Here is a 25,338-nt window from a genome sequence, read left to right on the forward strand (position 1 = left end):
ATTTAGTATGATGCGTGCTGATTTGGATACAGCTTTTACGTGCGAGCATTAACATAGAGTCTACTGATTATGATAAAATCACAACTCTTTTCTACCGAGTCAATTATCGTCGCCATAATCGTAGGAACTGCACGTCAATCTATGACGCAAAAGACCCATCTCTAGATGGTCTACCATACGATTATCAGCAGCGCTCAGCCATTGGTGCTGATTCTTTTAACTCATATTTTGCTAACTTGCTAATATAAAGAGACTGAGTGGACAACCGTGTTTGATTTACAAGGGTTCGGCGCGCTATTACTTAGCGGCGCAACTGTCACCATAAAGCTTGCCATGACCAGTTTGATCATAGGCATGTTTTTGGGGCTTCTGGGTGCCACCGCCAAGCTGTCAAATGTCTGGATACTGCGCAAAATTGCGACTGTCTATACGGCAACGATGCGCGGTATTCCCGAGCTATTATTGGTGCTATTCATTTACTATGGCGGCTCCATGCTGCTCATGAGCGTCCTCAAAAAATTCGGTTATAACGAATATGTTGAGATCAGTGCGTTTTGGGGCGGGGTGATGGCGCTGTCTATCGCTTTTGGTGCCTATGCGACTGAGATTTTGCGCATGTCTATCCAAGAGATTCCGGTAGGTCAAAGCGAAGCTGCGCAAGCGATTGGTATGCGTCCCTTTCAGATATTTTATCGTATTACTTTACCGCAAGTATGGCAGATTGCACTACCAGGTCTTGGCAACTTATTTTTAGTCCTACTAAAAGACACGGCTTTGGTATCTGTTGTGGGTCTCAAAGACATTATGTATCAGTCATCACGCGCGGCTCAGTCGACACAGCAGCCTTTTACTTTTTATATGGCGGCTGCGATTATTTATTTGGGTCTAACTATGCTGATCACAGGGTTTATGATGTGGCTTGAGTGGCGTGCAAATCCAGCCGCACGCTATGCCAAAAAACTGAGCCGTCAAACAGCGCCCCGTCAATCGACCATAGGGTAGAGGAGAGAGTCTTATGGATTGGAATTGGCAGGTTATTTTCGATCATATCCCAGATCTACTAGGCGGGGCGGTATTGACCGTGCAGCTGGTGGTTATTTCGGGCATTATCGGTTTATTCTTTGGTTTGATTTTAGCTTTACTACGATTGTCAAAAAGCTGGGTAGTACAAATATTACCTTTTCTTTATATTTTCTTTTTTCGTGGCACGCCGCTGCTGGTACAGATATTCTTGATTTATTGTGGCCTCGGGCAGTTTGAGGCAGTACGCAACTCCTTCTTATGGGAGCCAGTGCTGAGCCAAGCCTACTGGTGTGCCATTATTGCCTTCACCATGAATACCAGTGCATATCTCGCTGAGATTATTCGCGGCGCTATTCAGACTATTCCGGTTGGTGAGCTTGAGGCTGCCGATGCTGTTGGTATGTCTAAGTGGCAGAAGCTGACGCGCATTACCTTGCCGCGAGCGTTTGGTATAGTGATCCCTGCTTACAGTAATGAAGTTATCTTTATGCTCAAAGGTAGCGCTCTAGCGTCAACCATTGCTCTGATGGATATTACAGGGGTTGCCCGTACGATCAGCGCGCGTACTTATACTTTGATGGAGTTGTTTTTCGCTGCTGGTATTGTTTACTTATTATTATCTTGGATTATTTTATTTGCCTTTGGTCGGTTTGAAAAAAGAATGAATCGCCATCTCGGTTATGTGCCGCCAGATGTAGCGACGCGCACTATTCCTTAGGTTTCAATGTTCTTAACTTATTTTAATGTGGTTGCAAAATACTGACAGCTTGGCAACAAAGGTGCAGTAAGGTATATATATGTTTAAATGAATGATTTATTATTTAGACATATGACCTTTATCGACAGTCGCCATATTTGTTTCAAGTCGCTGTTTTTTGCGAGAGGCTATGTGTTAAAGGTTCCTGTATCCAAACATTAAGTAGGGCAAACTTTGAGCAAAGACTTAAGTAATGAGCCAAGCAAGGATTTAAATAAAGAAACAAGTAAAGACTTGAGTAAAGACTCTATCAAAGATTTGAGTAAGAAGCTTAGTAAGAGCTTGAGCAAAGAGTTAGAAAGAACCAAGAGGAAGGAAAAAGAGAGGAAAGATAGAGAAAAAGCCGAGGCTCAGGCTGACAAACAACCGCTTCTCGGCACATCTAAAGCGGTAGAAACTATGTTTCGCAACGCCTTACGGGCTGAGCTTGACTTGATTGCGCTAGCAGCCACCAAAGCCAATATCATGATTTCCCTCAATGGAGTGATCATTTCGGCACTGATGATTTCTGGGGCATTTATCTTTGCCTCCTCACCGACATTTATTATCCCTGCAGGGATATTTATGTTCACCGCATTGGCCTCAATTCTCTTCGCCATTCTCTCAGCATCTCCCGAAAAAGCGCATTTTTTCAATGGCTTTTCAAGCTGGTTTGGTGCTCTTCTCAAACGTGAAGCGGGCTTTGGTGATTTGCGCACGTATCTCGATCGTGCCAATCAGTCTGGGGATGATGGTGACGATCTTAATCTGCTCATCAATACCGATCGCATGATGCTTTCACGAGAAGAATATTGGGAACAGATGCAGCTGTTGATACAAGATCGTGATGAGACCTATCGAGCGATGAGCTATCAGCTGTATTGGCTTGGTCAGATGAGCGCCCGAAAATTTAAGCTACTCAATGTCTCCTATGCTGCTTTTCGTTGGGGTTTACTGATCTCAGTTTTGGCATCGCTTATTCTACATTCCTTGTTGTTCCTATATCCTAATGTATTAGAAAAACCTCCAGCACGCTTGACAGAGTCGGGCATGGGGGCATTTAGTGGGTTGTATGAGCCCTCAGGTGCTCAGCAGCTTCCTGATGGCAATATGTTGGTGGTTGAAGATGAAGCTAAGCGTGCCATGAATATTCTGACCGTTGCGCCCGATGGTGGCTTGGTAGAGAATGCAATTTCCAACCTCAGACTGACTCGAAGCTTTGGGCGTGAGCTCAATGATTTGGAAGGGCTGGCAGCCGACGCACAAGGCTTTATTTATGCAACTACCTCGCATTCATCGGATAAGAACGGCATACGCCAGCCAGCACGTGAGCAGCTCCTAAGGTTTAATGTAAAAGGTAGTAAAGCGGGTAATATCGCTACCGTCACCACATTGCGTGATGCTTTGACAGAATCACAATTAATCGCTGCAGCAATTAGAGCACGCACAGGTGAGGACGCCAATTTTGACAAACTTGATATTGAAGGTTTGGTTTATTATGACAAAACTCAGGAGTTATTACTTGGTTTGCGTGACCCAGTCGTGGCCAATCTGACTATGATTGTTCCTATTACCAATCCCGCTGAGATGTTCGATAATGATGCCGCTCCAGCATTTGGTGAGCCTATTTTTCTTGATATAGAAGGCGGCGGCATTCGCTCCTTACATTTTGATAAGGCGTTAGATAGATTTATTATTGCCAATGAGCTCGAGGATGAGGAAGGGGATAAATTCTCGCAAATATGGACGTGGAGTGGCAACGCGCAAGATGAAACCATACCTATGGACTTACCTCAATTATTGGACTTAAAGAACATAGAGGCGATTAGTACGATTACGGTTGATGGCGAGTCAAAGCTGGTATTTATGGCCGATGAAGGCGATGCCAAAAAAGGGGTTCATGCCAGATACGTCATATTAGATTATGAGGAGTTCACAAAATAACGTGACACGCCCTAATCAGTTTTACGATAAGAGGTCATGATGCAGCAGTTACCAAAGGATTCTTTTTTACATTTTCGCCGAAGGATGTCGGCTTCAGCGTTGGCGGCCATAATTTTTGGTGCAGTTGCGTATGTTTATCCCAATGTCTCGTCTCAAGCAGCGCTGAGCTTGAGCGATGATGGCCTGGGAGTTTTTAGTGAGATTTATGAGCCCTCAGGCGTGATTCAGTTGGCAGATGATAGAATGCTGATTGTTGAGGATGAGGTGCATAGAGCCATGAGGCTTTTGACCATTGCGCCAAATGGGGCTTTGGTTGAAGATAATGATGCTAATGAGCAGCTTACTAAGAGCTTTGATAATAAGCTTTCTGACCTAGAAGCAGCAGCCACTGATCATAGAGGTTATGTGTATGCCACAACTTCACACTCAAACGTAAAAAAGAACAAGCGCGACGAAGATCGTGAGCGCTTGCTAAGGTTTCGAGTGCAGGGCAACAATGCCATTGATATCAGTGAAGTCACGAGTCTGCGTGATGATTTAGAGCAGTCAGAACTGATTGCTGATGCGATAAAAGCGCATTCAGGTGACAAGCCTGATTTTGATGACCTTGATATCGAAGGCTTAACTTATCAGCGTAAAACTAACAGTCTGCTGCTGGGCTTGCGTGCGCCAATGTCAGATAATAAGAGTGTTATTATAGCCATTACCAATCCAGATCAGGTGTTCGATAAGGGCGCTGCTCCCGAGTTTGCCAAACCTATCTTTTTAGATATGGATGATGGTGGTATTCGCTCTTTGCATTTTAATAGTGATTTGAACAAATACGTTATCGCCAACGAAGTCGAAAACAAAAAAGGCAAGAACCGCTCAAAGATATGGACATGGAGTGGTGATGCTAAAGACGATCCTGTCCTTATGGATTTGCCTGAGCTGGATGATTTAAGAAACATAGAGGGTGTTGCTGCGGTTACCGTTAATGGTCAAAAAAAGCTATTATTCACCCCCGATGAAGGGGTAGAGAAAAAAGAGAAACCAGCGAAATATCGCTACGTTGATCAAAGCAAATTTAGATAGCCAAGCAAACTAAATTTATAAACCAAAACTTATAAACCAAAGGGGAAGGTGTCGAATGTTCCTTCTCCTATCTCTTTCGTCAAAGCTTCAACCGCACGCGTTTTATCAAACCAGATATACTCATCAAACTGGGAGGGCAAAGAGGCATAAAAATAATGACTCTGCATCTCAGTTTCAGGTCTATAAATGACGCCTATCGCGCGCTCTAAACGCTCTGGGAGTAATTCTTTACGGACGTCTTCATTCAGTGGATAACGTAATGGTAAAAGAAAGTTATCAGTAGATACCTTATGAAAAATACGTTCATAACTGTCAATATGTGAGGGCTGTACTGGTTTTATTTCCATTGGCCCTCCCCATCTAGACGCAGCGGCAACGGTACCATGATCGGTGCCAAAACCTATATTATAGGCTTTATCGCCATATTCTTGACGTGCTAATTGACCTATATTTAATTCGCCACGTGCGCCCATTTGAGTTGCCCGAGCATCACCAATGTGGGAATTGTGCGCCCAAACGACCGCCTTTGATTTGGAACCTCTAAACTCAAGCACCGCCTGCAATGCTTCAAACATGTGTTGATCGCGCTGATTCCATGAGTTATTTTCAGCACAATAAAGAGTACGGTAATAATGCTCGGCATTGACTATCAGCTTGGCATTTTGTTCGGCATCAAAAAACTGCTCTCCACTGGCTACAGAATATTCTAAGCGCTTATTGACTAAATCCTGTAGATTTTTTAGTACTTCTGTCTCACAGCCCTCGTGCTGCTTGGTTGCAACAGCATGACCATACAGAGCAGGGTCGTCTGCCCAAGGCATCAGACAGCCATAACGATCGCGGGCAGTATCTGCCGCCTTAGGGTCTACTTGCTGTAAATAGTCCAATACTGCTTCAATAGAGCTGTATAAGCTGTATAAATCCAGACCATAAAAACCTACTTTTTGTGCTGGAGATTCAGTTTTAGCGTTCTCAATTTTAGTATTATAGGCATGAAGCCAATGGGTAAACTCAAGCATGGATTGATTTGCCCACATCCAAGTGGGAAATCTCGAAAAAGGCTTATTTTGCAGCAAGGCATCATCTTCTCTGCCATGAATATAATGATGGATATGCGCGGCATCTGGCCAATCCGCTTCAGCAGTGATAATAGTGAAACCTTTCTTTTCTATCAGCTCTTTGGTGATACGCGCCCGCATTTCATAAAATTCAGCCGTTCCATGTGATGATTCTCCAAGCAATACGACACGGCTGTCTCCAATACGCTCCATGAGATTATCTAGATTGACGTCATCAATATTTGCAAAATGCTCACTTGATTGGCCAACTAACTCAGGCAAAGTTCTATGATCTTTCATTACCTTCCTCCTGCCAACCTGCTGCACCAACCAAAGGTACAAATCGAACGTCTCCCAAATCTTCTGTTTTATATTCATCTTTACTGATACGACGAACACGTACCAGTTTCTGTAAATTTAAAGATTGACCAACGGGAATGACCATCCGTCCGCCAATGGCTAACTGTTCTTTAAGTGTTTGCGGTACTTCAGGCCCACCTGCTGCCACTATGATGGCATCAAAAGGTGCCTGCTCTACCCAGCCAAGGGTACCATCGCCATGCTTGACCTGAACATTGGTATATCCCGTCTCTTTTAGCCTTGCCCGGGCAGTATCTGCCAAAGTTTTATGGCGCTCAATGGTATAGACATTCTCACAGATCTCCCCGAGCACTGCTGCGGCATAGCCAGAGCCTGTACCAACTTCGAGTACGCGGTGATCTGGTTTTAACTCAAGTGCCGCAGTCATCAATGCCACAATATAAGGCTGTGAAATGGTCTGATTTTCCTCAATAGGTAAGGGGGAGTCTCTATAAGCAGATCCGATGAGGTCTGCAGGCGTAAATGCTTCGCGCGGTACCTTGCCCAACGCATTAAGTACCGTTTGATCATGCAAGCCACGAGCCTTGAGTTGCTCATCTATCATTTGCTGTCTTAATTTTTTAAAATGACTCATTATGATCTCCTTAATTTTCATTTTGGAAGATTCGATATCACATACAGACAGTCCTAAATAAAAAAGGTATAACAATGTGTAATTGAGAAAAAATCATTCGCTGGCTGTACGTCGTTCCAAAGGGCTGTAAGCTTTACCAAAGGTTGTGTGCAAGGTCTTTTGTTAGCCTGTGTTTTTTAAAGTGAACCGATTATATTCATTGTTTTAACTAACGAGAAATACACGCCCTAATAACCATGATGCTAAAGGTGATATCGTTCTAGGTTATGGTTAATACTTCTTCAGTTCAATGAGTTTTCGTCTGACTTTTGTCATATTAAAATAATATCCATAAATTTATAGTGAGAATCTATTATGAGGCAATCGCCACATATGTCTTTAATTGACACCCTTGCAGCGAATACTAATGAAGTTGACACCGAGGCTAAAGCCAACAAGAGCTTGCAGACTGCCATCGGCAAAGTTGTCTGTGTCGGTCGTAACTATGCTGCGCACGCTGCTGAGCTTGGCAATGCTGTACCGACACGCCCATTATTATTTATTAAGCCTGCTTCTAGCATCATCTCTTTAACAGACGCAATTCCTAGCATTATCAAGGATGTGCCTCGAGATAAAAGCTACCCAGTACATTATGAAGCTGAGCTGTGTATTCGTTTGGGACGTGACTTAAAATCTGCCTCGCTAGAGGAGGTGATGAGCACCACGGATTTGATTACATCGGTTACGTTAGGACTGGATTTGACGTTGCGCGATATGCAAAGCGAGCTGAAGGAAAAAGGCCATCCGTGGGAGCGAGCGAAGTGTTTTGATGGCTCTTGCGTCTTGGGTGAGTGGGTAAGTGCAGAGGCGTTTGCTGATTTTACTCAAGTAAACTATCAGCTCTATATCAATGATGAGCTCAAGCAAGATGGCGACAGCGCTTTGATGCTGTTTCCCGTCTATGAACTGCTCAGTGAAATTAGCCATGCCTTTAGTCTGCAAGCGGGCGATGTAATAATGACCGGTACGCCAAGCGGGGTTGGGGTATTGCAGGCAGGTGATAAGCTGCGGCTAACGCTTGGTACGCATGAGTGGCAGGCGAGCGTAGAGTAGGTTTTTTACCAAGTAGAATCCCTCAAAAACAGAAAGCCAAATCTAACCTCAAGTGTGATGCTTGGGGTTTTTTTGTGCAGTAAATTCTTTCTACTTGAACACACCTTGTCATCATATTGTCATCTAACTTTCATCCTAGTGTCATGAGGGCTGAGTAGACTCAAGCGTAATTCGTACTTTTGTAGTCGTCACTACAAAGACGTGATGATTCCATTCATGCCAACTTAGCCTAACAGCACGGTGACCAATAATGACATTATTAAAGAACAAGCAAAATCTTGCCCACGAAGTTGTTGAAGACTCCAACCCTACTAACAATACCAGCTTTCAAACCATCATCAACCGTCGCTTGAACCGCCGTAGTATCCTAAAGGGAGGTACGGGATTGACCGCTGCTGCTTTTTTTGGTGCTGTTCCTCTAGTAGCATGTAGTGACGATGATGACAGCAATGCGACCGTGAATAATGATAATAGCGCCGCTATCCCTGCGCAGGGTGACTTGACCCGTCCTGAGACGTTAGAGTTTATCGCAGTCGCCCACTCAACCGCTGCAACGATGAGTGTGGCAGCAGGTTATAAAGCTGAGATAGTATTGCCACTAGGAACACCGCTAATCTCTGGGATTGAGGAGTGGAAAGACAACCGTGAGCAGTCTGCTGAATCGTTTGAATGGCGCATGGGTGATAACCATGATGGCATGTGGTTTTTTGGAAAAAAGAACGGCGCCTATGATGCAAAAGCGTCAGATAGTGGTCTGTTGGTCATGAATCATGAGTATGTTAATAGTAGCGAGCTGAGCCCTTTTGGTTACCATGTGATCGAAGATGATAAAGCTGCGCCTATATTCCAGAATCGTCGCCTCGCCAGTGATGTGCGCCGTGAGGTCAACTGTCATGGGGTTGCCGTCGTTGAGATGACCCGACGCGACGATGGCACGGGCTATGAGATGGTGCTCAATTCAAAATATAATCGCCGCATCACCAGTAGTACAGTTGCGCAATTGGCTGGCCCTGTAGCAGGCTCTGAGTTAGTGAAGACCAAGTTTGATCCAACTGGCTTTCAGACTCGCGGTATCAACAACAACTGCGGCGCTGGTCTGTCACCTTGGGGGACTTATCTGACTACAGAAGAGAACTTTTTGGGCGTTTTTGCACGCGGTGAAGATGCCAGTCAACTTAGCGAAGGGCATAACTATGGCCGTGTTCGTTATGGGGCGACTGAGAATTTCCCTGGTTGGGACTATCTCTGGCATACGCCTGATGGTAAGGATGCCAAGATAGCGGATGAGTTCTCACGCTGGGACATGACTGCTACTGGAGTCAATGCAACTGATGATTACCGTAATGCATTCAATACCTTTGGCTATATTACCGAGATTGATCCCTTTGACCAAAACTCTCTACCACAAAAGCGTACTGCACTGGGTCGCTTTGCTCACGAAAACTGCGCTTATGCACCTGTGGAGCAAGGTAAGCCTGTTGTCTTCTATATGGGAGATGACGCTCGTGGAGAGTATATTTATAAGTTCGTCTCCAAAGCCAAGTGGTCAAATAAAGATATCGGTGGTGGCTTAAAGGCAGGTGATAAATACCTGAATGAAGGCACGCTATACGTGGCGATTTTTAATGAAGATGGTAGTGGTCAGTGGCAAGCCTTAACTCATGGTCAAAATGGACTGGATGTTGCGAATAGCGCGATGCCTTTTAAGGGACAAGATGACGTCTTAGTCTTTGCCCGTGCTGCCGCTGATGCGGTAGGAGCGACTAAGATGGATCGTCCAGAATGGGTGTCTGTCAGTCCCATGACGGGTGAGGTTTATGTGACTTTGACCAATAATAAGTATCGCGGCGAACGAGAAGATCAGCCAGTGTCAGCGTCTAACCCGCGCAGCTATGACGCTCGTGGGAAAGCGCGCGGTAATGACAATGGGCACATCATTCGTTGGGCAGAAACAGACGGCGACCATGCTGCACTGAGCTTCGAGTGGGACATCTATCTATTTGCAGCACCCAGTGACTTGTCAGCAGAAAACTTATCAGAGCTGAATCAGAATAATGACTTCTCCTCACCAGACGGTTTGTACTTTGACCCACGTGGTGTGTTATGGATTCAGACGGATGACGGTGCCTATACGGATACCAGCAGCTGTATGTTACTGGCGGCGCTACCGGGAAGTGTGAATGACGGTATACTCACAACGACGTCAGCAGGGCAGCCAACCCGAGTGAGGAGAGCAGCCAGTAATGATAATATCAAACGCTTTTTTGTCGGTCCTGAAGGCTGCGAAGTGACGGGCATTACGATGACCCCAGACTTCAAGACTCTGTTTATCAATATTCAGCATCCTGGCAATACGTGGGGCGCAGTTGCGGGCGGTAGTACCCCGCGCTCAGCCACGGTCATGATTACCAAAGAAGATGGCGATGTGATATTGGCAGAGTCATTTTCACCAGCAACTGGTACGACATCAGTGACTTAAGTAGCAAGCTGATTCATACTTTATAGAGTGACTTATATCTAAAACCCCAGCTGTGTCTGTAATGCCAGTCAGTTAAGGCAAAAACTCAATAAAAGTAATAAAATAGCCCATCTAATAAGTAGATGGGCTATTTTACTATGAGACTACAAGACGCTATTAATGAGACGCATAAAAGGATTCCAGACACCCTAGAACAATTTAGTGAATTAATAGACCCTGAGTGGATACAGCAAGCTTTAGAGTATACCGGCAAAGCGAGCATTAGAAGGCGTAAGCTACCTGCCGAACACGTTGTTTGGATAGTCATCGGCACAGCTTTATATCGAAACCGTTCAATTTGGTATATCACAGAGCAGATGCGGCTTAATATAGACTCACAGGCCTGCGTACCCAGTGCAGTGGTACAAGCAAGACAACGCCTCGGGCATGAGCCTCTAAAGCAGCTATTTCATCAACTAAGTGCTCACTACCAAACAGAATCACGAGCCCAGCAGCAAGACTTTATGGGACTTAGCGTCCAAGCTGTAGACGGTGTCGTATACTCACTACCCTATACTGATGAGAACCTTCAGTACTTTAGTTCAAGCAAAGGCAGAACTAAAGAGGCGCCCTATCCCCAAATGCGTTCGGTATGCCTGATCAATACTGACACGCATGAGATCATTGACACAACCCTTGGAGATATGGGTCAAGGAGAGATCACATTAGCCCGTCAGCTAAATATTCAAGACAACAGCATTACGCTCTTTGATAGAGCCTATTTCTCAGCAGACCTACTGATTAGTTGGCAACAAACCCATCCAAACAGTCACTGGCTCATGCGGGCTAAAGATAATCTGCGTTACACTGTGATTGAAACCTTTAGTGAAGGGGACTACTTGATACAAATGCCGGTTTCTCCCCAAGCTCAAAAGAAAAATCCAAACCTACCCGATACTTGGCAAGCTCGATTAATTGAGTGTCGTTATGAGGGTAAGATAAGACGATACATCACCTCTTTAATAGATGATAAACGCTTTACTAAGGATAAAGTGGCACAGCTGTACTTGCAGCGCTGGGAGATCGAGATGGCTTTTAGGGAAATTAAGTCTGATCTACAGCAGGGGCTGTTGTTAAGAAGTAAGCTGCCACAGCTTGTGTTACAAGAGTTCTGGGGGCTTATGATTGCTTATAATCTGATAAGACGTTTGATGCGCTATATGGCAGTTAGAGCTAAGGTTAGCCCTCTACGAATTAGCTTTCATATGGCGTCTATTACGATTGTTGATCTGTTACGGTTTGCGCCTTTACAGGCTGCAGGACTCTTCCCTAAGTTGTTAGATGCAGTTTTAGAGGAGGGAAAACTGTTTGTCATTCCTGAACGCAGAAAGCGATCTTGCCCGAGGGTGGTTAAGGGTAAACCACAAAAATATCCCAAAAAAAATACCAGTCAGCCTTAACTGACTGGCATTAAGCTGTGTCTGGGGTTTTAATTCAGCGCTGAAAATACATTCAATCATACTTATACCAAACCCAACAATTAAAGTTGCGCCCAGGTACGAGTAGTTAAAGACCGAATTCTTTGTGGCTGTTTAAGCAAATTATTCCAAGCCAAGCAAGTGGCATCGACAATAGCCTCATAACTGTCATAACAACGATTAGATAGCTCATTTTGCTTAAGGTACTGCCATACTCTCTCAGAGGGATTGAGCTCAGGTGAATAAGGCGGTAGTTTAAGCATAGTGACATTAGCCTGATTCAAGCTTGGTTGATGCCATAATGCGCCGTCCATCACCACCACCGCATGACGTCCTTTTGGAACGGCTTTACTAATCTCTTGCATATGCAATAACATGGTGTGTTTATTAACGAAAGGCAGTACTAAGCCGACAGCCTTCTTTGTCGCTGGACAAAAGGCACCAAACAGATAAGCGGAATGAAACTGTTGCTGCTTGATCAGTCGAGGTCGCCCACCGCGGTAATGCCAAACTCTGGTCAATGAGCCTTGTTGTCCTATTCGAGTTTCATCTTGAAACCAGATGTCCACTTGATCTAGGCTCACATCAGTAGGCAGTGACGCCTTAACCTGTGCTATAAAGTTTTTTTAAAAGCGTCTTGAGCTTGTGGGTCGGCTTTTGGATGCTGACTACGAGCACTTATCCAACTCATATCAATACGCTTGAGTAGCTCGTAGATACCGTTAACGGTGTAGTGAGCGTTGTAGTGTTCTTTAGCCAATTGCTGAATGTCTTTGCCGGTTAGACGACCGCCAGCGCGCTTTTCTTGTTCAGAGACTATCATGGCTTTAAAAGCGGCTGTGTCTGCTTCTGCCAATTTGCTGCGACGACCTCGACGATGACGATCGTAGAGACTCTCAAGTCCTCGTTCATAATATCGCTTCAATGTCCGTCTGGCAGTTTCAGGATGTATGCAGAGGTCTTTGGCAATATCGTTGGTGGCTTTGCCTATACTATATTGGTATAAGATGAGCAGGCGTAGTCGGGCTCTGGGATTGCGCTCAGTCTTTGAGTGTTTGCCAAAGTCATGGTCTTCTAGGTTATGTATTGGTATAGTCATAAGTGGATTATACTATATATTTTGGGTTTGGTATAACTTATCAGTACGCTTCATAGCAGACGTATCTGTCAGTCAAATCATTCCCCTTTCGTTTCGTGCATTTACAGGATAATATGTAATGCTACCTTTTATGTTAAATATGCCAAAATTATGCTTAGTCCAAAGTCGTTCGACATCATTCATGACCTCTTCGCCAGTAGTCAGCGTGAATCTGTTATTCACCCTGACTCGGATGCTAGTAAGCGTTTTCAGGGGGAAGTGTATGAGCAGCTGGCTGAGCTTGAATATATCTATGTGGATGAGTCAGCCCTATCAACGGCGGATGAGTGTCCTACTACTGCTATAAGTGAACAAGTCTCTTTGGGGGATTTTTTTGAAGGGTTGGCACAGCTAGCAACGTTGGGTGTGGTTGAGGTCACTGATATTGTAGAGGCTATCCACCGTGAGATTATTTTACGTCCCATAGGGCGTTTCAATGATTTTAATCTAAACAAGTGGCAAACGGGTATTACTGGTCGTATCTATGGCACGGTAAGATATGTCATGCTATTGGTGGGCAAAAACTTGGCGTCAGTGTTCCGACTGTATAAAGCCATGATAAACCAAAAAACAGTGCGCCCAGTATCAGGGTCATTGAAGCAGCTGGTTAATGTCCTAAATGGGGTGATGGGCGATCATCTGGTTAATAAAAACAACCCAATCGCCCTCCCAATGGTGCTATATGATAGATACGGACAGCCGCATAATGGTGAGATTTCAGGGCGCGTTGCTGTTTTGTGCCATGGTCTTTGCTTGAGCCATTTAAGTTGGCAGTCGTTCAATAATGAAGGCTTGGGTGAGGAGATTCTTCGTAGTCAGCCTGAGACTACGGTGCTCTACCTTGATTATAATACGGGACAACGTATCTCATGCAATGGGCGTAATCTTTCCCAAGTGCTGCAAACGTTGACAGATAACAACCCCAATGTTTCTCAGATAGATCTCGTTGGTCACAGTATGGGCGGATTGGTCGCTCGCAGTGCTCTGTTTTACGGCAAGCAAGAGGGTCTAGACTGGATAAAACGTGTCGGCAATCTTGTCACTCTCGGCTCACCACATCATGGTGCCATCCTTGAGCGTATCGGCTTTTTTGTGCAAGACGTCATTGCAAGGCTGCCTTTTGCTAATGCGCTGGCAAAGCTCGGTGACCTGCGTAGTGCTGGTATCATTGATCTGCGTCATGGCAGTATTCGGGATGCTGACTGGATGTCTTTAGAAGGCCGAAGTGTCTTGCCACAAGATTTTCGCCATCCAGCGCGCCTGCCTCGACATGTCAATACTTATCTCGTCGCCGCTACCTTGATGGAAGGTCATTACGACTCTAAGGCGACCAGTTTATTGGGTGATGGTTTGGTGACCATAGATTCTGCTCTAGGCGATCATAAAGGTGAGCATATGTTGATGGTACCAGAAGGGCGCAAAGCTGTTTTTTATGGGCTGGGTCATATGAGCTTAATTTATAGTAAAAGAGTGCATAAGCAGGTCGTTGCATGGCTGTTAGATAATGGCAAAAGTAGCTTTAATGGAGAAGATGATGCACTTGGTATGCGCATACATTCTTACCCTGATGATTTTGATGTGGCGATTTAAGTATAGTAGGCTTGGTTAGCATTGTTTAGCCGCAGCTATTTGTGCATGTTCAATATAGCCCAATCATTTGAATGATGATTGAATAATTAATCCTCTGTTTTTATCTTACCCGTTATAGTTAGCTGAAAGTAAAACTGTTATATAGATTTAGAAGCGCTACTGGGATAAGTTTTACTTGCGTGCTGCGTCCCCAGAGGCTGCGTAAAACTCATTCCAATAGCGCTATACTCTTTTTAGAGTGCATCGACTATAGAGTGCACTGCATAAAAAAAGCCCTCAAACATCAGGCTTGAGGGCTTTTTGCTCATACGAAATTCAGACTAGTCGGCAAATATCGTTGCAACATCGTCTTTATTAAATTTATAGACCTCACCGCAAAACCCGCAATCCATCTCGAATGTACCGCCTTGCTCTTCGATGATGTCCAAGGCTTCCGTTTCACCGATTTGCTCAATTGCCATCTCGCATTTCTCACGTGAGCAGGTACAGCCAAAGGATAATGCAACAGGCTCAGGCGCAACGACGTTTTCTTCATTGTATAAACGATACAAAATTTCGTTGCTATCAAGTGTGGTTAGCTCTTCAGCTTTGACAGTGCGCGTCAAAACGCTCAAACGCGTCCATAAATCGTCATCGATACCAGCATCTTGGTTTTGCTCTACCTCATAAGTTTCCTCAGCGGTACGAGGCAGCATCTGTACCAAGATACCACCCGCTTGTAGACCATCAGAAGCCAAGTTAATCAGCGTTGGAATCTGCGCCGATTGCTTTTGATAATGCGCTAAACAGTCGGCCAAATTATCATGGCTGCGTTCTACAATGCCCTGATAGGATTCACCGCCAGCAGGTTGAATGTTGATAAATAACACACCCTGACCGGTTTCACCAAGCTCAGCAAAGGCCTCATCAGCACTGGTCATATTCTCCCAAGCTTGTACTTGCTCATCAGTATCCGCTTTCCAGCTGGCAAGCGCACGAATGATACCGTCTTGGTCGCATTCAGCCACTGCCCAATTCAGTAAGCTATTACTGTCTGAGGATTGCAACTGAATGGACAGGTGACCATCAATTTTAACCGTACCGATCAGTAAACTGGCAGCCGTCAGCATCTCACCAAGTAAGCGTTTAATCGCTTCAGGGTAAGGCTTTTGGGCGATGATGGTCGCATAGCCACGTGATAGGCGTACCACATCACCACGGACAGGTGAGTCTTGAATAAAAAAGCGCTGACGCACATCGCTATCGACAGTAACGGTTTGGGTGTTTGGTGTTTGATTGGCTTGAGTCATAAGTCTTTTCTAATATTGAGAAGTTGCTAGCTTTATGGGGATTACTAACAATTTATCAATAATACGGCTGTCCTAAATAGTTTAACTATCTATAACGTGGACGCGTCATCAATTAAAGCATTTATATTTTTACTCTCAAGATCTAATAGGTGACACAACCTAGGACAGCTGCCACTGGTTTATAAAAATAAGTAGCAATTGAGTGTAATTATGCTCCTTTACGATTACTCAATCACTAATCAAACATACTCATCGATAGCAAAACATCGCAAAAATAGTCTTGCACGGCTATAAAGGATATTGCATGCTTAATAGCTATATAAAGCTGATAACCACCACTATATAGCTATAGCCATTCAAACTCTACCGACCACTACATCCTATGACCGAAAACAAAAAGTCTTTTTATTATAGACCAAAGACCAATCAGTCCAGTAACGCAACAGTGCGCTGGACGTTTGTGACGCTTGGCTGGATATTCTTTGTACTTGGTATTATTGGCGTGCTGCTGCCAGCGATGCCGACGGCTCCTTTTATACTACTGGCAGCAGGGTGCTGGGCGCGTAGCTCACGGCGGTTTCATTTTTGGCTGATTAACCATAGGTTCTTCGGTAAGTATGTCCGTGACTGGGAAGAGCGTCGTGCAGTGCCGCATTATGCCAAATGGCTGGCAACCATCATGATGGCCATATCGACCACGATGATGTTCTATCAACTGCCTGCTGATATGATTTGGGTGGCGTGGGTGATAGCGGCAGCTTGTAGTGTGGTGGTAGTAATACTGTTTCGCTTGCCCAATGCTTAACCCGATCTATATGAATAAATATTAACTTAAGAACACTAAATAGCCATAAAAGATGCTTAAAAAGACGATTAATGTTGTTTAGTTACACAAAGTAGCATTTAAGACTTGCGCTAATGCAATTAGCCCCCTATAATGCACTCAAGCTTAAGAGCAGTTCTGCACCAAATCATTACCTCGTAGTATTAGTTATAATCCTTCGTTTTAATATTTATCGTTCAGTAGCTATTTGCAAGCGTTATCGGCCAATTAGGCCAAAAATAAATTAAATATCAGGGTTATGACTATGTCAGACGTTCAAAAAGGTACAGTTAAGTGGTTCAATGAAGCTAAAGGCTTTGGTTTCATCGCTCCAGAAAATGGCGCAGACGTTTTTGCTCATTACAGCGAAATCACTGGTTCAGGTTTCAAAACTTTGGCTGAAGGCCAAGAAGTTGAGTTCACTGTAACTCAAGGCCAAAAAGGCCCACAAGCACATAACATCGTTGCTATCTAATTTTATCTTTTATAGATGAAACATAGATAAATAGATGTTTAAAAAACGAACCTTCGGGTTCGTTTTTTTTCCTCTGCGATTTATTATTGAAGACTTGATATTAAAAGCTTGAGCTTATTTTTAAATCAAATTATAAGTCGAGTAATTAGTGCGAAGTATTTTTTCTATTAGATAAAGCTAATCCCAATATTAATCAGCCCGCCACCTACAATAAGCCAAACAAACATCATCGCGGCTAAGATAAGAGGTTTGACCCCAGCTTGCTTAATAGCGCTGAGATGAGTGGTCAAGCCTAGTGCAAACATGGCCATGGTCAACAAAACATCATCCAATATGATCATATTCTGCTCAAAGCTAGCAGACATTGGCACCCATGTGTGCAGTACGACGATAAGAATAAAAATAAAGGCAAACCAAGGGACTTTGACTTGTTTGATGCGTGCCACAAGCGATGGTTTTTTATCACTGCTATTGCTATCGTTAGCTGTGGTTAGCGCAAAGGATAGTATCAATAAAAATGGCGCCAGCATCATCACTCGAATCATCTTAGTGACGACAGCGGTATTGCCGACCTCAGGGCTGATGGCATTGCCTGCGACCACGACTTGTGCCACTTCATGTACGGTCGAGCCTGTATAGACACCGTATTGTTGGGCATTAAGCCATGGCTGCAGCCAGCCCAGATGATATAAGAAGGGATAGAGCAGCATCGCAATAGTGCCAAAGACCACTACCGTTGCCACAGCGATAGTAACTTTATGGGCTTCTGCTTTGACCACTGGCTCTGCCGCGATAACGGCTGCTGCCCCGCAAATACTGGCGCCTGAACCAATCAAAAGCGTCGTTTGCTTATCGACCTTGAGCCACTTTGTACCCAGCCAATAGGTTAATAAAAAAGTCGAGGTTAGCACCAGTGCATCCGTCATAATCGCTGGCATGCCAACGCTTGCTACTTGTGTCATCGTCAGCTTAAAACCATAAAACATAATGGCCAAACGCAAAACTTGACCTTTAGCAAAGACAACGCCAGCATCTAAGCGCTCAGCGAAATTAGCATAAATTGTATTGCCGAGCAGCATACCGAGTAAGATGGCTAAGGTTAAAGACGATAGACCTTTGATGCGTCCATCAGACCAGGTGTCCAAGCTGGTATTTAGCCATAAGCAAAATAAACTACCAATCAGTACCACGACTAGCCCTGCTAAGTGGCGATTGCTCGGAACATAATGGTTGATTGATTGGGCAAAAGCGTGCATGACAGACGCATCCTATTAGAATAATCAAAATAAGCATAAGCTTATGAGTAGACAGTATAAGTCAACTCAATTTATAATAAAAACAGATTAATAAGATACAAACTATCGATTTTTTAGGTTAGTAAGCCAATGTTTATTCGGTCAACGTAAGATGTGATTATAAATAAGGTGTGATTATAAATAATGAAAAAAGCGATACAGGTGCTACCGAAGATTACACTAAAGCAATTGGCAGTTTTTGTCAGTATTTATCAAACAGGCAGCACCAGTCGCGCCAGTGAAGAATTGCATCTCTCACAGTCCGCAGTCAGTAGTGCGCTCACTGAGCTAGAGGCAAGATTGCAAATGCCATTATTTGAACGGGTAGGGCGCAGACTGAACCAACACCCTAATGCTCATCCTGTTTATGTACAGGCACAAGCTATCTTGGGGCAATCGTTGACGCTTGAATATTATTATAAGTACCAAGCAGGGCAGATTCATATCGGCGCGAGTACTACTATAGGCAATTATGTTTTGCCACCACTGCTTGCCAAGCTATATGAAGCACTGCCTGATGCAAATGTCGATATGTATATTGCCAATACCCAAGAGGTGGTCAGTGAGGTTGAACAGTTAAATATCGACATTGCCTTAGTAGAAGGCATGCCACGGCCAACAGATATGAAAGTCATTGAACAACGAGCATGGCGTACCGATACCTTGATGGTGTTTGCCAAGCGCGATAGCAAATGGCTAACTGAGGTAGCAGCATATAACCATGATGGTGACTGCTATCAGCTTACGGTTGAGCAGTTAGCAAAGCTGCCACTACTCGTACGTGAGGCGGGATCGGGTACACGGCAGATTATTGATGAGCAACTGCTACAGCACCTACCTGATGCTGAGACAATCATAGCTATCCAGCAATCAGAAGCTCTAAAAAACATGGTAAGCGCAGATATTGGACTTGGCTGTCTATCGCAGCATGTGATTCAAGCGGAGTTAGAGGCGGGCACGCTTGTGCAGGTCAAAGTGGCTGGAATAGATTTAACGCGAACGTGGTGGTTAGTTTGGCACAAGTCGCGTCACCAAAGCCCAATTTGGCAGACGTTTATAGATATTATTCAGCACGGTTAGACATAAGCTTTAGATATTATTGGATGTTAAATAAAAAAATTGCAGCATAAATAAATACGCTGCGATTTTTAATTGCTGCACCAATAGGTATCAGAACCAGCTTAACGTTTAATATAGTTTTAAGCTAATATAGCTTTAAGCGATCTTTATTTTGCGACTGGCTTATCGAGTCTCACCACCAAGCTGTCACAAGGGACATTAGGAAGGATATTATCCGCAGTCGCTCCGCTGAGCCAAGCGGCGATGCCGTGACGCTCATGGCGTCCGATGACCAATAGGTCAACGTCATGCTTATGGCAGTAATTAACGATACCTTCACTGCTAGAGATGGCAGTTGTGACCTCAGACTTCACAGCCTGTAACTGATTGCGCTCCAAAAACTCAGCAAGCTTGGCGCGTGCTTCTTGGCAACGCACATCATCAATCTCATCGTAAAGACTAGAGGCGGGTACCAGCTCATAGCCAAAGCCAACCATGGTATCTTTGACGATATGCAGGACAGATAGCTTGGAGCCAGGACGATTGTCGACAATGCGCTTGGCTTTTTGCGCAACGATATCTGCATCTGCCAATAGGTCAGTAACCAGTAAGATATGTTGGTAACTCATGATATATTCCTCGTATCGGATGGCATTTAGCGTTTATCAAACTACTTTGCTACAGGGTGATCAAGCTTGACTACTAGACTGTCGCACGGGGCATTGGGCAAGATATCATCTGCTGTCGCACCGACTAACCAAGCGGCGATACCACGGCGCTCGTGGCGTCCAATAATCAACAGGTCAACGTCATTTTTATCACAGTAGTTGATGATGCCTTTAGCATTAGAGATGGCGGCGGTGACTTCTGATTGGGTAGCATGTAAGTCATTACGCTCAAGAAACTGTGCCAGCTTGGCGCGTGCTTCTTGCCAGTGTTCACCGTCTTTTTCACCTGAAAGACTAGAGGCAGGGACCAGCTCGTAGCCAAAACGCACCATATCATCTTCGACAATATGCAGGACCGAAAGCTTGGCCTCAGGGGAGCCAGCGATGACACGTTTGGCTCTTTGCGCGACGATATCTGCATCAGATAATAGATCAGTGACCAGTAAAATATGTTGGTAGCTCATAAGGTGCTCCTTTTATTACATGTACTTAACTATAACACTACTCCTGATAGCTGTTAAGTGTACTTTGTAGAGATACACCAGTTATGAAGCGCGTTTTAGCTGTTTTTACATTGGCCTAGTTTTTATGTAAATTTATATTATAGCAATATGCCTTAATCCATTTTCGAATTAGCATAGACTATGCCAATATAATCAGTTGAAAATAAAACTTTTACATAAACTTAAACGCGCTATGTTCTTTTTAAAGCGCATCGACTATAGAGTTAAATAACTGAGAATGTGGTATGGCACTCTTATTTATTGTGATACTGGTTTATCAAGCTTGACGACCAAGCTATCGCAAGACACGTTAGGCAATATATTATCGGCAGTGGCACCGACCAACCACGCTGCAATACCGCGGCGTTCATGGCGGCCAATGACCAACAAGTCGACATTTTCTTCACGGCAATAGTTCACGATGCCTTCACTGCTAGAGATAGCTGCTGTTAATTCGGATTTGGTTGCTCGTAGCTCGTTACGCTCAAGGAACTCTACCAGCTTTATCCTAGCTTTAGGCCAAAGCTCTTCTTCTTTTTTATCAGCAATTCTAGAAGCCTGTACCAGCTCATAACCAAAGCGAGCCACGTCCTCCTCAACGATATGCAATACGGAAAGCTTGGCTTCAGGAGAGCCAGCGATGACACGTTTGGCCCTTTGCGCAACGATATCTGCATCAGATAATAGGTCAGTGACCAGTAGAATATGTTGGTAGCTCATAAGGTAATCCTTTTAATAAACAGCCTTTTAATAAACAGTAAGTGTGATTGAACGTATACCGTCAAAACACTTTGGGGCGCTACTCTAATACAGGTTCGTTCAGTTTGACGACCAAGCTATCACAAGGAACGTTGGGTAAGATACTGTCTGCCGTCGCCTTAATCAGCCATGCAGCGATACCTTGACGTTCGTGGCGGCCAATAATCAACAAATCAACGTTTTGTTCGCGGCAGTATTTGACGATATCTTTATCATTAGAGATCGCTGCAGTGACTTCTGAGTGTGTCGTTTTAAGATCATTGCGCTCAATGAATTGGGCAAGCTTTTCTCTTGTTTCTTTCCATTTACCACTTGGATCATCGTCGGTCAGTGTGGTCTCAGTGACAGGCTTGCGACCGAAATGTACTAAGTCGTCTTCGACGATATGCAGCACTGATAGCTTAGCCTCAGGAAACCCGAGGATAACTCGTTTGGCTCTTTGTGCGACGATATCAGCATCAGAGAGTAAGTCAGTTACTAATAGAACGTGCTTATAATTCATGAGTAAATCCTCGTGTATGAGAAGGTATAAAGTAGTCATTCAAATAAAACAATAGCTGATAACTCCATAGTAGCACTATGGATAAGCTTTGTTAAGATAGTAGACACTTGCTGGTTATTAATATTGTGTTTTATTGATACCATTAGCCGCCTTCACTGCCTTGACTTATCATGCTATTAGCCCCATCTAATCGCATTAGGCAAACATATTGATATTCAAAAATAACTGATAAGGACAACTATGACTGACACGCCATTTACCGCTGATTTAACGCTGCATCCAGCATTTGAGCTACTTGAGCATCGCCATATTGAGGCGTTATCAATGGATGTGCTGATCAGCCAGCATGTCAAAACAGGTGCGATGCATTACCATTTGGCGCATCCTAGTGACGAAAACGCCTTTTTGGTTGGCTTTCGTACGCAGCCTATGGACTCAAAAGGCGAAGCGCATATCTTGGAGCATGTGGCATTATGTGGCTCCAAGAAGTTTCCCGTCCGTGATCCGTTCTTTTCGATGATCAAGCGCTCATTGAATACCTTTATGAATGCCATGACTGCCGCTGATTGGACAGCTTATCCTTATGCAACACAAAATAAGAACGATTATTTTAACTTGCTCGATGTTTATCTGGATGCCGCATTCTTTCCCAATATTCATCCGCTGGACTTTGCCCAAGAAGGCATCCGCGTTGAGCTAGACGCTGAAGATAAGCCGCAGTTTAAGGGTATTGTGTTCAATGAGATGAAAGGGGCAATGAGCGGTGAGATTGATCAGCTCTATCATGCTGTCGCCCATCATTTGTTCCCAACGACGACTTATCACTATAACTCTGGTGGTGATCCTGCTGATATTCCTGACTTGACCCATCCTGAGCTGATTGAGTTTCATCAAAGCCATTATCATCCGTCAAACAGCGTGATTATGAGTTTTGGTAATATTCCCGTTGCCGAGACTCAAGCGAAGATACATGAAGATGCGCTAATACAGTTCGAAGCGGGCAAAAAGCATGTCTCGCGTCCAGAGCAGCGTTTATCTGCACCGATCAGTGCCACGGATACTTATACCGCTGACGAAGCGGGTCCTGATCAAACCCATCACGTGGTTGCTTGGTTGTTACCATCCATCACTGATCCAAAGCAGCGTCTGGCACTGCGTTTGCTTGAAGGAGTGTTGATAGAGCATGCAGGCTCACCACTACGTGCTTATCTTGACAGTCATCCGCTGGGCAAAGCGCCAAGCCCCCTATTAGGGCTTGATGATAGCCATTATGAGATGGTGTTTTATACGGGTCTACGAGGCTCAAACCCTGAGCATGCCGAAGCGGTAGAGCAGGGCATTATGGACTTGCTGGCGCAAGTTGCCAGTACACCGATTGATGATGAAACCATCGAGACTATCTTGCATCAGATTGAGATTGATCAACGTCATATCGGCGGTGATAGCATTCCTTATGGTCTGAACTTGATGTTAGAGGGTTTTAGTACGGCGATACATGATGGTAACCCTCTCGATATCTGGGAGGTTGATGAGCATTTAGCTTGGCTACGTGAGCAAGTCGTCGACCCGCAGTGGCTGCCCAATTTAATCAAAAAGCACTTACTAGAAAATACCCACCGCGTACGTTTGACATTGACGCCTGATAGCGAAAAGTCAGCACGCCTTGCTGCCGCTGAGCAGACGCGTTTGGATACCATCGCGATGAACCTAACCGCTGATGATAAAGACATCTTACGTAAGCAAGCGCTAGATCTGGCGGCACGCCAAGCAGCCCCAGACGACTTGAGCCTGTTGCCTAAGGTGGGTTTGGAAGATGTGCCGACTGATATTAGCTTCAAACAAGGCTCGCAAAAACAGATCAATTTGGCAGGTCAAGACAGTACGTTGTTTGAATACGAAGCAGGCACTAATGGTTTGTATTATTATCAAATCATCGTGCCATTAACCGATACGATTGGTGACGGTAATGCAGAGGAGCTACCAGCGAATGAAGTGATCAACCATCCGTTATTGCCAATTTATTTGAGCCTACTGTCAGAGCTAGGGACAGACTCATTAACGGCTTATGAGCTGCAAGCCAAGCAGGCAGCGCATTCATCAGGCGTGACGGCACGTATTAGTCAGCGTACCAGTATTGAGAATAACCAAGCTATTAGTAGCTATTTTGTCATGGCGACGCGGGCGTTGAACCGCAAAGTAGAGGCGATTGATTTGCTCAAAGAGGTGATGGAGCATAGCGTCTTCACTGAGCATGATCGTATCAAAGAAATCTTGCAGCAGCGCCAAGCAGCATGGCAGTCACGTCTGGCAAGTGCAGGGCATGCTTATGCCATGCAAACCGCCAGTCGCGGTATGAGTCGCCAGTCGCATCTAGAATATGTGCGTAGTGGCTTGCCAGCGCTCAATGCGCTCAAAGACTTCCTCTCTCATGCCAGTCAAGATGATGCGCAGTGGGACAAGCTAGCAACCAGCCTGATGGAGCTACATCAGCACATAATCAGCTTGCCTAAACACGCACTGATCATTTGTGAAGCTGAGCAAACAGAGCGCTTAAGTGATTTAATCGTCAAGAGCTGGAAAGACAGCCGTGCGTCAGAACTGGCAGTCAGAACAGCAGATATCAATATTGAAGATGGTATTCCAAGCGAGTTTGTTAGTCTGACTTTAGACCCAGCCTTAGATGGGGAAAGCGCTACTGACCAAGCTACTGCAAGTGGCGCCGCGATAGACGTTGCTGACTTAGCTTGGCTGGTTGCGACCAATGTCTATCATAATGCCAGTGTGTACTCGGCTCCTGCTGCAGACCACCCTGATACCGCAGCGTTGATGGTTTTAGCGCCTTACTTACGTAATGGCTACTTGCACAGTGCCATTCGTGAGCGCGGCGGTGCTTATGGTGGCGGTGCGGGTTACGATGCCAATGCCTGTGCGTTTAAGTTCTTTAGCTACCGCGATCCGCACTGTGCTGAGACCTTTGAGCACTTCGAGGCCAGCATCGAGTGGTTGCTCAATGAGCCACAAACTGCTGAGCAATTAGAAGAAGCCATCTTGGGTATCATCTCAGGTATGGACAAGCCAGGTTCGCCAGCAGGTGAGGCGGTCAAAGCGTGCTTTGCTGACTTGCATCAACGCGGCGCAGACTGGCAGCGCAAAATGCGTGCGGCTATCTTAGAAGTCACTATCGATGACTTGCAGCGCGTCGCGAAACAGTATCTGCAGGGTCAGAAGCATGTGCGTGCAGTACTTGCGCCATACGATAAAGAAGAGGACATTAAAAACCTAGGCTTTGAAGTGTGCAAAATCAAAAGTTAGTAGTGTTTTTTAGTTAAACGTTAGTATTCATAGATAAATAAGCAGATAATACTTAGGTATTGTCTGCTTTTATATTAGTGCTCAATAATTTATTATTTTGTTAGGAT

The 25,338-nt window shown here is 44.7% G+C and carries 22 protein-coding genes; 12 read left to right on the forward strand and 10 right to left on the reverse strand.

Translation table 11 applies throughout. The features are described from left to right. The first annotated feature begins 267 nt into the window (after positions 1 to 267). From JMX03_RS02170 to JMX03_RS02185, 4 genes are all read left to right on the forward strand, one after another. A complete protein-coding gene (locus JMX03_RS02170) occupies positions 268 to 1,002 on the forward strand; it encodes an ABC transporter permease (RefSeq protein ID WP_201575738.1) in 735 nt (244 codons plus the stop codon). A gap of 13 nt (positions 1,003 to 1,015) precedes the next feature. Beyond that, a complete protein-coding gene (locus JMX03_RS02175; protein ID WP_201594172.1) occupies positions 1,016 to 1,741 on the forward strand; it encodes an ABC transporter permease in 726 nt (241 codons plus the stop codon). A gap of 213 nt (positions 1,742 to 1,954) precedes the next feature. Further along, positions 1,955 to 3,703, forward strand: a complete 1,749-nt coding sequence (locus JMX03_RS02180) for a DUF3616 domain-containing protein (protein WP_201594174.1) — start codon at positions 1,955 to 1,957, stop codon at positions 3,701 to 3,703. Positions 3,704 to 3,742: 39 nt separating this feature from the next. Then, complete coding sequence (locus tag JMX03_RS02185; RefSeq protein WP_201594176.1) at positions 3,743 to 4,777, forward strand: hypothetical protein; 1,035 nt, start codon at positions 3,743 to 3,745, stop codon at positions 4,775 to 4,777. A 29-nt stretch (positions 4,778 to 4,806) separates the two neighbouring features. Here the strand turns inward: JMX03_RS02185 and JMX03_RS02190 are convergent, their stop codons facing one another. Next, on the reverse strand, positions 4,807 to 6,135 hold the full coding sequence (locus JMX03_RS02190; protein ID WP_265090438.1) for an erythromycin esterase family protein: 1,329 nt from the start codon (positions 6,133 to 6,135) through the stop codon (positions 4,807 to 4,809). Continuing rightward, a complete protein-coding gene (locus JMX03_RS15095; protein WP_201594180.1) occupies positions 6,122 to 6,790 on the reverse strand; it encodes a protein-L-isoaspartate(D-aspartate) O-methyltransferase in 669 nt (222 codons plus the stop codon). Before JMX03_RS15095 ends, JMX03_RS02190 begins: the two co-directional genes overlap by 14 nt. 441 nt (positions 6,791 to 7,231) lie before the next feature. On the opposite strand from JMX03_RS15095, the gene JMX03_RS02200 reads away from it, so the two are divergent. The 3 genes from JMX03_RS02200 to JMX03_RS02210 all read left to right on the forward strand — a co-directional run bounded on the left by JMX03_RS02200 (position 7,232) and on the right by JMX03_RS02210 (position 11,800). Then, complete coding sequence (locus JMX03_RS02200) at positions 7,232 to 7,882, forward strand: fumarylacetoacetate hydrolase family protein (RefSeq protein ID WP_374220375.1); 651 nt, start codon at positions 7,232 to 7,234, stop codon at positions 7,880 to 7,882. 250 nt (positions 7,883 to 8,132) lie between these two features. Then, positions 8,133 to 10,361, forward strand: coding sequence for a PhoX family protein (locus JMX03_RS02205; RefSeq protein ID WP_201594184.1), 2,229 nt, complete (start codon positions 8,133 to 8,135; stop codon positions 10,359 to 10,361). Between the two features lie 122 nt (positions 10,362 to 10,483). After that, positions 10,484 to 11,800 carry an IS4 family transposase gene (locus JMX03_RS02210; RefSeq protein WP_265090439.1) on the forward strand — a complete coding sequence of 439 codons (1,317 nt, stop codon included), beginning with the start codon at positions 10,484 to 10,486 and terminating at the stop codon, positions 11,798 to 11,800. Positions 11,801 to 11,880: 80 nt separating this feature from the next. On the opposite strand, the gene JMX03_RS02215 is transcribed toward JMX03_RS02210, so the two are convergent. Both JMX03_RS02215 and JMX03_RS02220 read right to left on the reverse strand, forming a co-directional pair. Continuing rightward, on the reverse strand, positions 11,881 to 12,387 hold the full coding sequence (locus JMX03_RS02215; protein WP_201594186.1) for an IS630 family transposase: 507 nt from the start codon (positions 12,385 to 12,387) through the stop codon (positions 11,881 to 11,883). A gap of 44 nt (positions 12,388 to 12,431) precedes the next feature. Then, the gene (locus JMX03_RS02220) at positions 12,432 to 12,917 is read right to left on the reverse strand and encodes a winged helix-turn-helix domain-containing protein (RefSeq protein WP_201594188.1); all 486 of its coding nucleotides are present in this window, start codon (positions 12,915 to 12,917) and stop codon (positions 12,432 to 12,434) included. Between the two features lie 150 nt (positions 12,918 to 13,067). Between JMX03_RS02220 and JMX03_RS02225 the strand changes: the two genes are divergently transcribed. After that, positions 13,068 to 14,546 (forward strand): alpha/beta fold hydrolase, encoded by a 1,479-nt coding sequence (locus tag JMX03_RS02225; protein WP_201594190.1) that lies wholly within the window; start codon positions 13,068 to 13,070, stop codon positions 14,544 to 14,546. A gap of 320 nt (positions 14,547 to 14,866) precedes the next feature. Here JMX03_RS02225 and hslO read toward each other — a convergent pair whose 3' ends face one another. Next, positions 14,867 to 15,835, reverse strand: coding sequence for an Hsp33 family molecular chaperone HslO (hslO, locus tag JMX03_RS02230; protein WP_201575725.1), 969 nt, complete (start codon positions 15,833 to 15,835; stop codon positions 14,867 to 14,869). Between the two features lie 382 nt (positions 15,836 to 16,217). Here hslO and JMX03_RS02235 point away from each other — a divergent pair, with 382 nt between their 5' ends. Both JMX03_RS02235 and cspE read left to right on the forward strand, forming a co-directional pair. Then, complete coding sequence (locus JMX03_RS02235; protein ID WP_201594192.1) at positions 16,218 to 16,640, forward strand: YbaN family protein; 423 nt, start codon at positions 16,218 to 16,220, stop codon at positions 16,638 to 16,640. A 283-nt stretch (positions 16,641 to 16,923) separates the two neighbouring features. Continuing rightward, positions 16,924 to 17,133 (forward strand): transcription antiterminator/RNA stability regulator CspE, encoded by a 210-nt coding sequence (gene cspE, locus JMX03_RS02240; RefSeq protein WP_068403593.1) that lies wholly within the window; start codon positions 16,924 to 16,926, stop codon positions 17,131 to 17,133. Positions 17,134 to 17,300: 167 nt separating this feature from the next. On the opposite strand, the gene JMX03_RS02245 is transcribed toward cspE, so the two are convergent. Next, the gene (locus JMX03_RS02245; RefSeq protein WP_201594194.1) at positions 17,301 to 18,389 is read right to left on the reverse strand and encodes a YeiH family protein; all 1,089 of its coding nucleotides are present in this window, start codon (positions 18,387 to 18,389) and stop codon (positions 17,301 to 17,303) included. Positions 18,390 to 18,572: 183 nt separating this feature from the next. Between JMX03_RS02245 and JMX03_RS02250 the strand changes: the two genes are divergently transcribed. Then, positions 18,573 to 19,508, forward strand: coding sequence for a LysR substrate-binding domain-containing protein (locus JMX03_RS02250; RefSeq protein ID WP_201594196.1), 936 nt, complete (start codon positions 18,573 to 18,575; stop codon positions 19,506 to 19,508). Positions 19,509 to 19,654: 146 nt separating this feature from the next. Here JMX03_RS02250 and JMX03_RS02255 read toward each other — a convergent pair whose 3' ends face one another. From JMX03_RS02255 to JMX03_RS02270, 4 genes are all read right to left on the reverse strand, one after another. Beyond that, entirely contained in the window at positions 19,655 to 20,116 is a 462-nt protein-coding gene (locus JMX03_RS02255; RefSeq protein ID WP_201575718.1) for a universal stress protein, read from the reverse strand. Between the two features lie 41 nt (positions 20,117 to 20,157). Continuing rightward, entirely contained in the window at positions 20,158 to 20,619 is a 462-nt protein-coding gene (locus tag JMX03_RS02260; protein ID WP_201575716.1) for a universal stress protein, read from the reverse strand. Positions 20,620 to 20,916: 297 nt separating this feature from the next. Next, on the reverse strand, positions 20,917 to 21,378 hold the full coding sequence (locus tag JMX03_RS02265) for a universal stress protein (protein WP_201575714.1): 462 nt from the start codon (positions 21,376 to 21,378) through the stop codon (positions 20,917 to 20,919). Between the two features lie 79 nt (positions 21,379 to 21,457). After that, positions 21,458 to 21,919 (reverse strand): universal stress protein, encoded by a 462-nt coding sequence (locus tag JMX03_RS02270; RefSeq protein WP_201594198.1) that lies wholly within the window; start codon positions 21,917 to 21,919, stop codon positions 21,458 to 21,460. A 240-nt stretch (positions 21,920 to 22,159) separates the two neighbouring features. Here JMX03_RS02270 and JMX03_RS02275 point away from each other — a divergent pair, with 240 nt between their 5' ends. After that, a complete protein-coding gene (locus JMX03_RS02275; protein WP_201594200.1) occupies positions 22,160 to 25,231 on the forward strand; it encodes an insulinase family protein in 3,072 nt (1,023 codons plus the stop codon). Positions 25,232 to 25,338 lie beyond the last annotated feature (107 nt).

It is taken from the genome of Psychrobacter fulvigenes (assembly GCF_904846155.1).
Taxonomy (GTDB): Bacteria; Pseudomonadota; Gammaproteobacteria; order Pseudomonadales; family Moraxellaceae; genus Psychrobacter; species Psychrobacter fulvigenes.

Excerpts from the sequence above, each read along its gene's own strand:
- JMX03_RS02175 (WP_201594172.1), top strand. The coding sequence starts at position 1,016 with ATGGATTGGAATTGGCAGGTTATTTTCGATCATATCCCAGATCTACTA.
- JMX03_RS02185 (WP_201594176.1), top strand. The coding sequence starts at position 3,743 with ATGCAGCAGTTACCAAAGGATTCTTTTTTACATTTTCGCCGAAGGATG.
- JMX03_RS02190 (WP_265090438.1), bottom strand. The coding sequence starts at position 6,135 with ATGAAAGATCATAGAACTTTGCCTGAGTTAGTTGGCCAATCAAGTGAG.
- JMX03_RS15095 (WP_201594180.1), bottom strand. The coding sequence starts at position 6,790 with ATGAGTCATTTTAAAAAATTAAGACAGCAAATGATAGATGAGCAACTC.
- JMX03_RS02205 (WP_201594184.1), top strand. The coding sequence starts at position 8,133 with ATGACATTATTAAAGAACAAGCAAAATCTTGCCCACGAAGTTGTTGAA.
- JMX03_RS02210 (WP_265090439.1), top strand. The coding sequence starts at position 10,484 with ATGGGCTATTTTACTATGAGACTACAAGACGCTATTAATGAGACGCAT.
- JMX03_RS02220 (WP_201594188.1), bottom strand. The coding sequence starts at position 12,917 with ATGACTATACCAATACATAACCTAGAAGACCATGACTTTGGCAAACAC.
- JMX03_RS02225 (WP_201594190.1), top strand. The coding sequence starts at position 13,068 with ATGCTTAGTCCAAAGTCGTTCGACATCATTCATGACCTCTTCGCCAGT.
- hslO (WP_201575725.1), bottom strand. The coding sequence starts at position 15,835 with ATGACTCAAGCCAATCAAACACCAAACACCCAAACCGTTACTGTCGAT.
- JMX03_RS02235 (WP_201594192.1), top strand. The coding sequence starts at position 16,218 with ATGACCGAAAACAAAAAGTCTTTTTATTATAGACCAAAGACCAATCAG.
- cspE (WP_068403593.1), top strand. The coding sequence starts at position 16,924 with ATGTCAGACGTTCAAAAAGGTACAGTTAAGTGGTTCAATGAAGCTAAA.
- JMX03_RS02245 (WP_201594194.1), bottom strand. The coding sequence starts at position 18,389 with ATGCACGCTTTTGCCCAATCAATCAACCATTATGTTCCGAGCAATCGC.
- JMX03_RS02250 (WP_201594196.1), top strand. The coding sequence starts at position 18,573 with ATGAAAAAAGCGATACAGGTGCTACCGAAGATTACACTAAAGCAATTG.
- JMX03_RS02255 (WP_201575718.1), bottom strand. The coding sequence starts at position 20,116 with ATGAGTTACCAACATATCTTACTGGTTACTGACCTATTGGCAGATGCA.
- JMX03_RS02260 (WP_201575716.1), bottom strand. The coding sequence starts at position 20,619 with ATGAGCTACCAACATATTTTACTGGTCACTGATCTATTATCTGATGCA.
- JMX03_RS02265 (WP_201575714.1), bottom strand. The coding sequence starts at position 21,378 with ATGAGCTACCAACATATTCTACTGGTCACTGACCTATTATCTGATGCA.
- JMX03_RS02270 (WP_201594198.1), bottom strand. The coding sequence starts at position 21,919 with ATGAATTATAAGCACGTTCTATTAGTAACTGACTTACTCTCTGATGCT.
- JMX03_RS02275 (WP_201594200.1), top strand. The coding sequence starts at position 22,160 with ATGACTGACACGCCATTTACCGCTGATTTAACGCTGCATCCAGCATTT.